The sequence below is a fragment of the Lentzea sp. NPDC003310 genome, assembly GCF_040610935.1.
Lineage (GTDB): Bacteria > Actinomycetota > Actinomycetes > Mycobacteriales > Pseudonocardiaceae > Lentzea.
The window spans coordinates 90357-103455 of sequence record NZ_JBEXNC010000008.1 but is presented as its reverse complement, the minus strand read 5'-3'; the positions used below and the strand labels follow the sequence as shown (position 1 = coordinate 103455).

Here is a 13099-nt window from a genome sequence, read left to right as displayed (position 1 = left end):
GGCCCAGCTCGCTCAACCGGGCAGGGTCGGCGGGCCGCAGTGGCCGTTCCACCTCGGCGCCGTCGTCCTAGGCACGGCAGACGCCGGAACGCCGAGGGTCCGCCACCCCCGCGATCGGCTCGCGGGCGTGACGGACCCCGTGGGTGCACCCGGTCAGACGGTGACCGGCTCCTTCTCGTCCTTCTTCTTCTCGATCTCGTCCAGCGCGGTGCCCTCGACGTCGAGCTCCGGCAGCCAGCGCAGGAACTTCGGCAGCCACCAGGCGCGCTCACCGAGCAGCGCGAGCGCCGCCGGCACGAGCACCATGCGGACCACGAACGCGTCCACGAAGATGCCGACCGCCAGGGCGAACGCGATCGACTTCACCGTCGGCTCGCCCGCCGGGACGAAGCCCGCGAACACCGAGAACATGATCAGTGCCGCGGCCACGACGACCGGGGCCGCCTGGCGGAAGCCCGTGGTGATGGCCTCGATCGGCTTGGCGCCGCGGTGGTGCGCCTCGTGCATGCGGGACACCAGGAAGATCTGGTAGTCCATGGCGAGGCCGAACAGGATGCCGATCACCAGGATCGGCGTGAGGCTGATCAGCGGGCCGGTGGTGTCGAGGTTGACGGCGCTGGAGAGCCAGCCCCACTGGAACACCGCGACGGTGGCGCCGAGCGACGCGCCGATGGTCAGCAGGAAGCCGAGCACGCCGACCAGCGGCACGAGCAGCGAGCGGAACACCAGGATCAGCAGCACGAGCGCGAGGCCGACGACGACCGCGAGGTAGATCGGCAGGGCCTTGTCGAGGGACGTGGCCACGTCGACGCTCACCGCGGTGGCACCGGTGACGTACGCCCTGCCACCCTCCACGCCGGACAGTTCGGCGCGCAGGTCGGCGACGAGCTTCTCGGTCTCGACCGTGTCGGGGCCCGACTTCGGGATCACGGTGACGAGCGCGGACTTGCCGTCCTGGCTCGGCTGGGCCGGCGTCACCAGGGCGACGTCGGACAGCTTCGCGATCGGCTCGGAGGCCTTGGTGGCGGTCGCGGCGGCGCCGTCGCCCTCGAACAGGACGATGATCGGGCCGTTGAAGCCCTCGCCGAAGCCCTTCGCGAGGATCTGGTCCGCGCGCTCCTGCGTCGAACCGGCCGGCGGCTTCTGGATCAGGGTGGTGTCCATGGACGCGACCGGGATCGAGACGACGCCGAGCGCCACGACCGAGAGCAGCAGCGCGAGGACGCGGTTGCGGGTGATCGCGCCGGCCCAGCCGCGGATGACGCCGCGGTCCTTCGGCTCGACCGGGTTCTCGACGGTGGCGGAGCGCTCCTTGCGGGTCAGCACGCGGCGGCCGAGCATGCTCAGCACCGCGGGCACCAGCGTGATGGCGATCAGCACCGCGACGACGATCGTGGCGGCGGCCGAGACGCCCATCTGCGTGAGGAACGGGATGCCCGCGATCGCGAGGCCCACAAGCGCGATGACGACGGTCAGGCCGGCGGTCACGACGGCGGACCCGGCGGTGCCCACGGCGGTCGCGACGGCGTGGCCGACGTCGGAGCCGCGGCGCAGTTCCTGGCGGTAGCGGTTGATGATGAACAGCGCGTAGTCGATGCCGACCGCGAGACCCAGCATCGAGGCGAGGATCGGCGTGGTCGACTGCAGGTCCATGAACCCGGTCGCGATCGTGATGCCGAGCGTGCCGATGCCGACGCCGATGCCGGCGCTGAGCAGGTTCATGCCCGCGGTCACGAGCGAGCCGTAGGTGAGGGCGAGCACGGCCAGCGCGAGCACGACACCGAGGGCCTCGGTGATGCCGCCGACGTGCGGCGTCTCCTGCATCGCGGTGCCGGTGACCTCGACGGTCAACCCGGCCGCGCGGGCCTTGTCGACGGCCTTGGTCAGCTCGGCGCGCTGCTCGTCGGTGACCTCACCGGGCTTCACGTCGTAGGTGACGGTGCTGTAGCCGACGTCGAGGTCGCGGTTGACGCTCGGCGCCGCCGGGTCCAGCGGGTTCGTCGCCGACCGCACGCCCTGCAGCGCCGACTCGTCGGCCACGAGGTCCGTGATCGCCTTGACGTGCTGTGGGAGCTTCTGCCCGGCGGGCGCCTGCACGACGACCTTGGCCTGCGCGGTCTCACCCGAGCCGAACGTCTTCTGGATGCGCTCGAGCGCGGTCGTCGACTCCTGCCCGGGGATGGACATCGAGTTCGACGTCTCCCCGCCGAGCGTGAACGCGCCGGCACCGGCGCCGATCAGCACGAGGAGCCAGATCAGGACGACGGGAAGGCGGCGCCGGTGGGTGCCCATTCCCAGTCTGTAGAGCAGTTTCGCCATGATGGTCAGGCCTCCTGGTGCCCGAGTGCGTCGTAACAGGTAGCGAGGATCAAGGGGCGCCAGGTCGTCTTGTCACCCTCCTGGTTGGCCAGGAGGGTGAGCACGGCCATGGCGCTCAGCGCGCCGACGATGCGGATCGCGCGCGGCAGTTCCTTCTCCGGATCGATGACGAACAGCTCGTTGAGGAGCAGCTCGTCCTGCGCCTGCTGCGGGTCTTCGCCCGGAGCGGTCATCGTCCGGAACAGCAGCGCGACCATGCCAGGCCGGTCGAGCGCGTAGTCGGTCAGCAACTCCAGCGCCCTGCGGTCCCTCGTCGGTCCTGCGGGCATGTCTCCGACCAGGTCGAGGACGTGCCGGGTGTAGATGTGGCTCTGTTCCCACGCCGCTTCGAAGAGAGCTTCCTTGCTCGGGAAGTGGTGCAGCAGGCCGGCCTTGGACAGCCCGACGGCGTCCGCGAGCGACTTCAACGAGGTCTGCTCGAAGCCGTGCCGCGCGAAGAGCGCGGCGGCGGCGTCGAGGATCTTCTCGTCGACCCCGGTCCTGGGCTGTCGTGGCATGCAGCCGACTTTACGGCGTTCACCGACCGATTCGGTAGGTTTACCGACCGAAATGGTCGGTGGCGTTCGTCACCACAATGGGGGAGTGATCGAGTTTCGAGCGGTGGTTGAGGTGACGGGGAGTCACATCGAGTTGTCCGGGCAGATGTCTCGCGAGAAGGTCGACGCGGCGCTCGCGGCCATCGCCGAGTACAACCGCGACGAGGACGGCACGGGGTCGTGCGCCGGGTTGCTGGAACAGGAGTGCCTGATCATGGCGGGCGGGCTGCGCGTGCGGGACACCGCGACGGGCGTCCAGGTCGAGCCGGGCTGCTGCGCGGGACTGGAGGACTGGCGTCAGTGGCTGTGGCTCGCGGACGGCGAGCGCCCGTGGCTCGGTCACAGCCCGGAGCCGGGGCTCGAGTTCCGCGACGGCGCGGCCCTGCTGTGGCAGGACTCCGGGCGGGTGGACGGACCTGCCTGCGAGATCCCGATCGCGGATGTCCCAGGGCACCTGGAGAGCGTGCGGCGGGACCTCGCCGGGTTCCTGGACCTGGTGCGCCGTTGGGCGCCGGACGGCCTCGGCGACGCCCTCGCCGCGCGGTTCGACGCCGAGTTCCGCGTCAGCGAGCCTCTGTGAGAATGGCGCGATGTTCGTCTTCGACGCCGAGCTCTGGATCTGGGACGCCCGCCGCACCGAGACCTGGACGTTCGTGACGCTGCCCGAGGACGTCTCGGACCAGATCCGCGACGTCGCCACGCCCGGTCCCGGCTTCGGCGCGGTCAAGGTGCGCGCCGGCGTGGGTGCCAGCACGTGGTCGACGTCGGTGTTCCCGGACAAGCAGTCCGGTTGCTACGTGCTGCCCGTGAAAGCCGCCGTGCGCAAGAAGAACGGCGTCGAGCCGGGCGATGTCGTCGAGGTGACGGTCGAGCTTCTCTAGAGGTTCCAGTCGATGTCGGCGTAGATCGCGGCGTGGTCGCTGGCCGCGTGCACCTCGTTCGTCATCGTTTCGTAGACGTCCCAACGGTTCTTCGTGCGCGGGCCGCGCCAGACTCCCTTGCGGAACACGCCACCGCCGGTCGCCTTCGCGAACAGCGGTGGGGTGAGCAGGACGTAGTCGATCTTGCCCTTCTCGTTGACGCCGCGGTACGTGCCGAGGCGGTGGTCCCAGTCGAAGTTCTCGTGCTCGCTGATGTCGCGCAGGCCGGTGCGCTGGAACAGCGGGCGCAGGCACTCGCTGTCCGCGGTGTCGTTGAGGTCGCCGACGACGGCGATGTGCTCGTGGCCCTCGTCGCGCAGGCGGTTCACGATGCGGGCGATGCGGACAGCCTGGCGGAACCGGCGGCGGGCGCCGATCGGGTCGCCGGGAGCGCCGTAGCCCTTGGACTTCAGGTGGTTCACGAGCACGACGACCTCGGGGCCCGCGGGTGTGCGGACGTGGTACTCGGCGCAGTCGCGGGAGAAGACGACGCCCGAGGTGTCCTTCGCGTACACGTGCGTGCGGATGGTGATGACCTGGTGGCCGTCGCGCGTCAGCAGGCCCACGTTGATGCCGCGTTCGTCGTTGCCGTCGATGAGGTGCACCTCGTCGTACGGGGTCCAGCCGACGTGCTTGAGCATCGACGCGGAGAACATGTGCAGCAGCTCGCGCGACTCGGCCTCGACCACGCCGAGGACGTGGGCGCCGACGTCGCGCATCACCTGGGCGGTGTGGCGCGTGGCGAGTTCGCTGATGGGTTCGGTGGTGAGCTCGACCCAGCCGACCCACGACTCGCGACCGCTCGCCACGACCGAGGTCTCACCCGTGCGGTGGCGCGCCAGGAACCGGCCGCGGATGCGCCGCAGGACCGCGTACCTGCTGCGGTCGCTGCGCAGGAGTTCCAGCGTCGCCAGGTGTTCCTTCAGCTCTTCCTTGATCTCGGGCGTGTAGGCGTCGGCGGCGATGAGTTCGTTGAACCGGGCGTGGGCGGCCAGGACCGGGGCCGCGTGCTTGGTGGCGTTGCGGCCCATGACCTTCGGCCGCTCGAACATGTTCTCCACGTTGAACGAGCCGATGCGCGTGGTGCTCACACGGTCCAGGGTCGCATGTGGAGGAACGGGTTCGCCCTGGTCCGCTCGGGTGATCTTTCGTCACGACGGCCGATGAGGAGGGCTCCCAGGTGGCTGGGCTGCCGGACAGGTGAACGGGAGCCCTCCGGCCGTCGGCTACCCGGTCACGGGCAGGTGGAGCGGCTCAGGATCGACACCTTGTTCGGGTTGCTGTTGTCGATCTCCTTGCTGCTCTTCTTCTTCGCGGGCGCGACGAAGCACTTGTTGAAGCGCTCGCCGTTCTCGCGCACGAACTCCAGCTCGATCGCGCGAGCCTGGTTGCAGTGGTTGTTGTAGTAGACCGTCGTGGTGACGTTGCCGTCGCCCCAGGAGATGTTGATCTTCTGGCCGCTCGGCGACGCGCAGGCGGCCGACTTGCGGTGCACCGCCTGGGCGGACACCTCGCCGGTGGTCTGCGCACTGGCCATCACGGGCGTGAGCCCGGTGAGCGCGAGCCCCAGACCCGCGGCGGCCAGGACGAGATTGCGAGACTTCACGAAATACCCCTCGATGTTCAATTCCGGAGATGTCCCCTGCGAGCCGTTCGGCCCGTGACCACGACGTTGCCCTTTTGATCAAGGACGAACCTAGGATGAACCTTGAATCCACTGGGCTAGGGGTGATCTTGGAGTTCGGGCTGCTCGGCGCCGTCGACGTGCGCGACCGGGGCGAGGTGGTCGACATCGGCCACGTCCGGCAACGGTCTGTGCTGGTAGCGCTGCTGCTGGAGGAGGGACGGCCGGTCCCGGTCGACCGGCTGCTCGACCGCGTCTGGGGTGAACGGGCTCCGCTGCGGGCGCGCGAGACCCTTTACGGCTACGTGTCGAGGTTGCGCAAACTGCTCCAACTGGACATTGAACGCTCACCCGCCGGATATCGCCTGACGGTCGATCCATCGACGGTGGATCTTTTCCTCTTCCGGGCATTCGTGCGCGCCGGTGATTTCGACGCGGCGCTCGGGTTGTGGCGGGGCGAGGCGCTGGACGGCCTGGACTCGCCGTGGTTCGACGCCCAGCGCGAGAGCCTGCACGCCGAACGCCTCGCCGCCGAGCTGGACCGCAACGACGTGGCGCTCGCCGAGGGCCGGCACCACGCGCTCCTGCCGTCGTTGCGCCGCCTCTGCGACGACCGCCCGCACGACGAACGCGCCGCCGCGCAACTGATGCTGGCGCTGCACCGCTCGGGCAACGACGCGGAAGCGTTGCGGCACTACGAGATCCTGCGCTGCCGCCTGGCCGACGAGCTCGGCGCCGACCCGAGCAGGCCGTTGCAGGACGTGCACCGGCGGATCCTCGTGGGCGCGGTCGAGGAACGCGCCGCGGGGCCACGTCAGCTGCCCGCGCCGCACCCGTGGTTCACCGGCCGCACCGGCGAGCTGGCCGCGCTGGACGCCCCCGGCACCGTCGTGATCACCGCGATCGGCGGCACGGGAGGCATCGGCAAGACGGCGCTGGCGCTGCACTGGGCGCACCGGCGGCTCGCCGACTTCCCGGACGGCCAGCTCTACGTGAACCTGCGCGGGTTCGACCCGTCCGCCGAGCCGACGGCGCCGGAGACCGTGCTGCGCGAGTTCCTGGAGGCGCTGGGGGAGGAGACGATCCCGGCGGGCCTCGACGCGCGGGCCGCGCGCTACCGCAGCGTGGTCGAGGGCCGCAAGCTCCTCGTGGTGCTCGACAACGCCCGCTCCACCGAGCAGGTCGTGCCGCTGCTGCCGGGTCCGGACGCGACGGTGCTGGTCACGAGCCGCCTCAAGCTCGCGGGCCTGGTCGCCGCGCACGGCGCGCGGTCGGTGTCGCTCGACGTCCTGCACCCCGCCGACGCGCGCGAGTTCCTCGTGGCGAGGCTCGGCGCCGCACGCGTGGGCGCCGAGCCGGAGGTGGTCGAGGACCTGGTGACCTGGTGCGGGGGCCTGCCGTTGGCGCTGTCGATCGTCGCCGCGCGGGCCGTGCTGGAACCGGACCTCCCGCTGGCCGCGTTCGCCGCGGAACTGCGCGAGCAGCCGCTCGACGCGCTCGACGCGGGCGAGATCGGCACGAACCTGCGTGCCGTGTTCTCGTGGTCCGTGGCGGCGTTGTCCGACGAGGCCGCACGCCTCTTCGGACTGCTCGGCACCGTCGGCACGGCGGACGTGAGCCTCGCCGCGGCGGCCGCGCTCGCCGACCGCACCCCGACCCGCACCCGGATGGTGTTGCGGGAGCTGGAGAACGCGCACCTCGTGCACCAGCACGTGGCGGGCCGGTACCGGATGCACGACCTGGTCGGCCTGTACGCGGCCGACCTCGCCTCCGACGCGGGCACGCGGCTCGCGGACTTCTACGCCGCCACCGCACGGGCCGCCGCGCTCACGCTGGAGCCGCACAAACCGTTGCAGGAGCACGAAAGCGACCACGTCCTCGCGTTCGAGAACAACGCCGCGGCGATGGCCTGGTTCGACGCCGAGCACGCCTGCCTGATGACCGAGCAGCGGCAGGCCCTCGACCGCGGCGGCGTGGACGTCGCCTGGCTGATCGGCCGCGCGCTGAACAACTACCACCTCCGGCGCGGCCGCACCCAGGACGACACCGACGCGTGGCTGGTCGCGCTGCGGGCCGCCGAGGCGTTGGGAGACCCGCTCAAGCAGGGCACCGCGCACATGTGCCTGGGCGCGAACTTCGTCGAGCTGGGCCGGTCCCCGTTGGGACACCGGCACTTCGAGCACAGCCTGAGGCTGTTCGAGGGCATGGACAACCACGAGGCGCACGGCGGCGCGCACCGGGCGATCGCGTGGGCGGCCGAGTTCGAGGGCGACCTGGAGAAGGCGCTGGAGCACTCGCTCGCGGGCCTGGACCAGTTCCGGTTGGCGGGCAAGGAGATCCGCGTGGCCGAGTCGCTGAACGAGGTCGGCTGGCGGTACGCGTGCGTGGGCCGCTACGCCGAGGCCCGCCGCTACTGCGAGGAAGCCATGCTGCTCAACGAGAAGCTCGGTCACGCCGAGGGCTCGGCGGCCACGCTCGACAGCCTCGCGCACATCGCGCACCACGACGGCCGCCACGCCGACGCCGTCGCGCACTACCGCGCGGCCGTGGCGTTGTACCAGGACATCGACAACTCCGCCGAGCTCGCCACCGTGCTGGAGCACCTCGGGGACGTGCACGCGGCGGCGGGTGAGGACGCGCAGGCGCGCGAGCAGTGGGAACGGGCGCTGGAGCTGTACCGGGAGCAGGGCCGCGAGTCCGACGCCGCGACCCTGAGCGCTCGGCTCTAGACCCTGCTGAGCTGCCGGCCGCTCTCGATCAGCTCGTCCGTGAACGAGTCGAGGGCGCCAGCGAACTCGCGCTGGTCCGGCTCGTTCCAGTCCCGCAGCTGGTCGAGCAGCCACCGCCGCCACGCCCGCACGAGCTCGGTGAAGACCTCCGCGCCCCGGTCGGTGAAGCGGTAGCCGTCGTCGCCGAGCGCGAGGTGCCCGGACCGCACGAGCGCCTGCGCGGTGGGCTCGAAGATGCCGCCGGGCACCTTCGTCATCTCGGCGATCTCGTCGAGCGTGGCCACGCCGTCGTCCGTCGACGCCCGGTAGACGCGGCCGAGCAGCCACGCCTGTTCGAGCGGCAGGTCGACGCCGGAGCGCCGCAGCACGGCGAGGCCGGGGTCCTCGTCGGACTTCGCCACCACGGTCGAGACCAGCTTGCGCAGCTCGTCGTAGGAGTTCGACGGCGGCGCGGCGAAGCTCTCGCCCACGCCGCTGTTGCCGGTCGCGGCGGCCCGGGACGTGTCGCGCAACGGGACCTGCGGCAGGAAGACCGCCACGGCCAGTGCCACCAGCCCGATCGGGGCGGCGATCAGGAACATCATCTGCACCGTCTCGGCGTAGCCCGCGACGATCGGCGCGCGGACGGCGTCCGGCAGCGCGTGCACGGCGGCCGGGCTCGCGATGGCGCGCGGGTCGACGCCCGGCGGCACCACGAGGTGCTTCGGCAGCTGGTTCGCGTAGATCGTGCCGAAGATCGCGACGCCGAACGAGCTGCCCATCGTGCGCAGGAAGCTGATGCCGGACGTGGCGACGCCGAGGTCGGCGTAGTTCGTGGTGCTCTGCACGACGATCACCGGCACCTGCATCACCAGGCCGATGCCCGCGCCCAGCACCACCATGAACGCGCCCATCTCCCAGTAGCTGGTGGTGGCGTCCAGCAGCGACAGCAGGAACAGCCCGATGGTGAGCCCGACCGAGCCGACCAGGGGGAAGATCCGGTACCTGCCGGTGCGGCTGATCGTGTTGCCGGTGAGCAGGGCCGTGGCCATCAGCCCGGCGATGAGCGGCAGCATCCACAGCCCGGACGCCGTGGCCGACTCGCCGCGCACGTACTGCAGGTAGATCGGCAGGTACGTGATGCCGCCGAGCATCGCGAACCCGACGACGAAGCTCAGGATGCCCGACACCGTGAACACCCTGCTGCGGAACAACCTCATCGGCAGCATCGGCTCGGCCGCCCGCTGCTCCACGAACACGAACGCCACCAGCAGCACGATCGACCCGGCCGCCATCCACAGGATCGTCGGCGACGTCCACGCGTACTCGGTGCCGCCCCAGCTCGTGACGAGCGTCAGCCCGGTCGCCGCCAGCGCGATCAGCGCGATGCCCGCGTAGTCGATCTTCGGACGGCCCTCGGTCCTGATGGTGGGCAACGCCGCGATCGCGACCAGCACGACGGCGATGCCGAGCGGGATGTTCACGTAGAACGCCCAGCGCCAGCTCAGGTGGTCGACGAACAGTCCGCCGAGCAACGGTCCCGCGACCGTCGCGATGCCGAACACGGCGCCCGCGAAGCCCTGGAACTTCCCGCGTTCCTTGAGCGGCACGACGTCCGCGATGATCGCCGTCGAGGTGACCATCAACCCGCCGGCGCCGAGCCCCTGCACGGCCCGGAACGCGATGAGCGTGCCCATCGACTCCGACCAGCCCGCGAAGAACGAGCCCACCAGGAACAGCGCGACGCTGACGAGGAACGTCTTCTTGCGCCCGTAGAGGTCGCCGAACTTGCCGATGAGCACCGTCATGATCGTCTCGGCGAGCAGGTACGACGTCACCACCCACGACAGGTGCGCGCCGCCGCCGAGGTCGGCCACCATCGTGGGCAGCGCGGTGGACACGATGGTCTGGTCGAGGGCCGCCAGCAGCATGGCGAGCAGGACGGCCGCGACGACCAGGTTCCGCCTGCGGGTGTCGATCATCTCGGGCACGCAGGGGATGGTCGCGCAGGTCGGGCGTTCGCGCAGGGGGAGGATACGATGGGGGCACGGCCTCGCGCGGTGGTCCCGGCCACCGCGCCGTCATAGGGTCGGGGGAGAGCACCACGAGGAGGCTGTCTTGATCTTCATCACCGCCAAGTTCGCCGTCCTGCCCGAGCACGCCGAGGCGTGGCCCGAGATCAGCAGGAGCTTCACCGAGGCCACCCGCGCGGAGCCCGGCTGCCTGTGGTTCGACTGGTCGCGCAGCATCGACGACCCGAACGAGTACGTGCTGGTCGAGGCGTTCCGCGACGGCGACGCCGGTGGCGCGCACGTGCAGTCGGAACACTTCCGCACTGCTCAGAAGGAGCTGCCGCAGTACCTCGCCTCCACCCCGCGCATCGTCAGCCAGACCGTGGACCAGGACGACTGGTCGGCGCTCGGGGAGATGGAGGTTGCGCCACGCGGGTGAGCCTTGCTCGGATCGTTTGGCGCAGCACAGTGCCTCCGCTCAGGATGGCCGGATGGACGCCTTCGTGGAGTTGTCCGCCGAGCTGACCGGGTTCTCGGCGGAGGAGCTGAGGTCGACCGGACTGGTCGAGACCTACCGCGCGCTGGCCGACGGCGCGCCGGAGCACGAGATCATCCAGCTCTGGTACACCGGGGTCTGGCGCGGCGTGATCCCCGACGAGCGCGCCTACGCCGAGGGACTGGCGTGGAAGGCGGTCGGGGTCGCCCCGCCCGGCACCGGTGCGCCGGGGTTCGGCAGCTGGGAGCGCAGACCCCGAAGAAGCACGCGGTGAAGGCCGTGGTGGTCGGCGCGGGGTTCGCCGGCTCGCTGATCGCGAAGGCACTGGGGGACAACGGGTTCCGCGTGCTCGTGCTGGAGGCGGGCGCGGAGGTGAACGTCGACGCGCTCGGCCGGTTCCGCACGGCGCTGGTCAAGTCGCCGCTGCGGCCCTACCGCACGACCACCGCCGCACCCTCCAGCGACTACCTGCTCAACACCGGGCCGTTCGACTACGCGAGCCCGTACCTGCGGATCAACGGCGGCACCGGCACCGCGTGGACCGGGATCACGCCCCGCATGCACCCCGAGGACTTCCACACCGCCGACCTCGGCCGCGGCCGCAACTGGCCCCTGTCCTACGCCGACCTCGAACCGCACTACCGCGCGGCGGAGTGGGAGATCGGCATCGCCGCGGACGCCGACGAGCAGCGGCAGCACCTGCCCGTCGCGGACGGCTACCGCTATCCCATGCACGCCCTGCCCCGCACGTACCTCGACCACGCGATCGCGTCCGTTGTGGACGGTGCGCGGATCGACGGCCGCGAGCTCCTCGTCGTCGGAACGCCCCAGGCGCGCAACGGGGTCCCGGTGCCGGGCTACGAACCGGACGGCCACCTGTGCGCGGGCTTCGCGAGCTGCGTGCCGATCTGCCCGGAGAACGCCAAGTACACGCCGCACCGCACGCAGAAGCGCTGGCCCGCCACCGTCGAGCTGCGCACCCGCTGCGTGGTGGACCGGGTGCACGCCGACGCGTCCGGCCGCGTCACCAAGGTCACCTACCAGCGCTACGAGGACGACACCTCCGGCCGGCACACGCGGCACGAGGAACAGGCGGACGTCGTCGTCCTCGCCGCGCACGCCATCGAGAACGCCAAGCTGCTGCTCATGTCCGGCCTCGCGAACAGCAGCGACCAGGTCGGCCGCAACCTGATGGACCACCCCGCGCTGCTGACGTGGGCGCTGATGCCGCAGGCGGTCGGCCCGTTCCGCGGACCGGGCTCGACGACCGGCATCGAGGTGTTCCGGACCGGTGCCGGACGCCGCGAGCGGGCACCGTTCCGCATCGAGATCGGCAACTGGGGCTGGGGCTGGTCGGCCGGCAGCCCCGACTCCGACACCGCGGAGCTCGTCGCGGCGGGCCTGCGCGGCACGGCGCTGCGGGAGGCCGTGGCGGACCGGGTGAACCGCCAGTTCGCGCTCCAGTTCGAGATCGAGCAGGAGGCCGACCCGGCGAACCGCGTAACGCTCGACCACACGCGCCGCGACGCGCTCGGCAACCCGCGCCCGTCCCTCCACTACGGACTGTCCGACTACGTGAAGGACGGTCTGCTGGCCGCGAAACGGGTCTCGGACCGGCTCTTCGAACTGCTCGGCGCCGACGACTACACCTCGTACAAGCCCGACGAGGAGCGGTACTTCGAGCACGCCGGCGAACCGCTGCGGTACTGGGGCGCGGGACACGGCGGTGGCACGCACGTCATGGGCACCTCGCCCCGCGACTCGGTGGTGGACCAGTGGCAGCGGTGTTGGGACCACCCGAACCTGTACGCGGTGGGGTGCGGCAGCATGCCGTCGCTCGGCACGTCCAACCCGTCGCTCACGATGGCGGCGCTGGCCCTGCGCACCGCCGAGCACCTCGTCGGAGAAATTCGCCGAGCGGGCCGGGTGAAAATGTCGAAAGCTCCGTGACGTCGATCGACGCAGGGGTGGCGGCGCACGCCGCCAGTCGACCACGAGGAGAAGACCATGCGGTTCATGCTGATGCACCGGGTCCTGGAGGACGACCAGGCCTCCTGGGAGCCGAACCCCGAGCTCATCGCGCGGATGAACGCGTTCGTCGAGAAGCTCACGGCGGACGGGGTGATGCTCGGTGCCGAGGGTGTCCAGCGGGAGGGCGCGGTGGTGCGCAGGCGCGGGACGGCGATCAGGTCCACCGACGGCCCGTTCGCCGAGGCCAAGGAGGTCGTCGGCGGGTTCCTGCTGATCAGCGCGAAGGACCTCGCGGAGGCCACGGCGGTGGCGCAGGAGTACATCACCTGCTTCGCGGGCGTCGAGGAGATGTCGGTCGAGGTGCGGCGGGTCGCCGAGTTCGAGGACCTCGAGCCCTACCTCGAGCGGTAGGCGCGGCGGACCGCCTGGTCACCGGGCCAGGCGGTCCAGCAG

12 protein-coding genes are annotated in these 13099 nt (G+C 71.0%); 7 read left to right on the top strand and 5 right to left on the bottom strand.

Annotated elements, in window-relative coordinates; translation table 11 throughout:
• Positions 1-153 precede the first annotated feature (153 nt).
• Positions 154-2319 carry an MMPL family transporter gene (locus tag ABZX02_RS17630; protein WP_355299325.1) on the bottom strand — a complete coding sequence of 722 codons (2166 nt, stop codon included), beginning with the start codon at positions 2317-2319 and terminating at the stop codon, positions 154-156.
• A 5-nt stretch (positions 2320-2324) separates the two neighbouring features.
• Positions 2325-2876 carry a helix-turn-helix domain-containing protein gene (locus tag ABZX02_RS17625; protein WP_355299323.1) on the bottom strand — a complete coding sequence of 184 codons (552 nt, stop codon included), beginning with the start codon at positions 2874-2876 and terminating at the stop codon, positions 2325-2327.
• A 112-nt stretch (positions 2877-2988) separates the two neighbouring features.
• Here ABZX02_RS17625 and ABZX02_RS17620 point away from each other — a divergent pair, with 112 nt between their 5' ends.
• The gene (locus ABZX02_RS17620; protein WP_355299321.1) at positions 2989-3495 is read left to right on the top strand and encodes a hypothetical protein; all 507 of its coding nucleotides are present in this window, start codon (positions 2989-2991) and stop codon (positions 3493-3495) included.
• A 10-nt stretch (positions 3496-3505) separates the two neighbouring features.
• Entirely contained in the window at positions 3506-3796 is a 291-nt protein-coding gene (locus ABZX02_RS17615; protein WP_355299319.1) for a DUF1905 domain-containing protein, read from the top strand.
• Here the strand turns inward: ABZX02_RS17615 and ABZX02_RS17610 are convergent.
• Positions 3793-4926, bottom strand: coding sequence for an endonuclease/exonuclease/phosphatase family protein (locus ABZX02_RS17610; RefSeq protein ID WP_355299317.1), 1134 nt, complete (start codon positions 4924-4926; stop codon positions 3793-3795). The two genes, ABZX02_RS17615 and ABZX02_RS17610, sit on opposite strands and share 4 nt — an antisense overlap.
• Before the next feature lie 143 nt (positions 4927-5069).
• Entirely contained in the window at positions 5070-5441 is a 372-nt protein-coding gene (locus ABZX02_RS17605) for a hypothetical protein (RefSeq protein ID WP_355299316.1), read from the bottom strand.
• 128 nt (positions 5442-5569) lie between these two features.
• Between ABZX02_RS17605 and ABZX02_RS17600 the strand changes: the two genes are divergently transcribed.
• Positions 5570-8188: a BTAD domain-containing putative transcriptional regulator gene (locus ABZX02_RS17600; protein ID WP_355299314.1), complete on the top strand. Its 2619-nt coding sequence runs from the start codon at positions 5570-5572 to the stop codon at positions 8186-8188.
• Here the strand turns inward: ABZX02_RS17600 and ABZX02_RS17595 are convergent.
• Entirely contained in the window at positions 8185-10149 is a 1965-nt protein-coding gene (locus ABZX02_RS17595) for an MDR family MFS transporter (RefSeq protein WP_355299849.1), read from the bottom strand. The genes ABZX02_RS17600 and ABZX02_RS17595 overlap by 4 nt on opposite strands.
• A 136-nt stretch (positions 10150-10285) precedes the next feature.
• On the opposite strand from ABZX02_RS17595, the gene ABZX02_RS17590 reads away from it, so the two are divergent.
• The 4 genes from ABZX02_RS17590 to ABZX02_RS17575 are packed head-to-tail and all read left to right on the top strand — an operon-like array spanning position 10286 to position 13057.
• Positions 10286-10618: a putative quinol monooxygenase gene (locus ABZX02_RS17590; protein ID WP_355299312.1), complete on the top strand. Its 333-nt coding sequence runs from the start codon at positions 10286-10288 to the stop codon at positions 10616-10618.
• A 52-nt stretch (positions 10619-10670) separates the two neighbouring features.
• Complete coding sequence (locus ABZX02_RS17585) at positions 10671-10949, top strand: hypothetical protein (protein ID WP_355299310.1); 279 nt, start codon at positions 10671-10673, stop codon at positions 10947-10949.
• Entirely contained in the window at positions 10946-12625 is a 1680-nt protein-coding gene (locus ABZX02_RS17580) for a GMC family oxidoreductase (RefSeq protein ID WP_355299308.1), read from the top strand. The genes ABZX02_RS17585 and ABZX02_RS17580 overlap by 4 nt, the downstream gene beginning before the upstream one ends.
• A gap of 57 nt (positions 12626-12682) precedes the next feature.
• Positions 12683-13057 (top strand): YciI family protein, encoded by a 375-nt coding sequence (locus ABZX02_RS17575; RefSeq protein ID WP_355299306.1) that lies wholly within the window; start codon positions 12683-12685, stop codon positions 13055-13057.
• Positions 13058-13099: the final 42 nt, after the last annotated feature.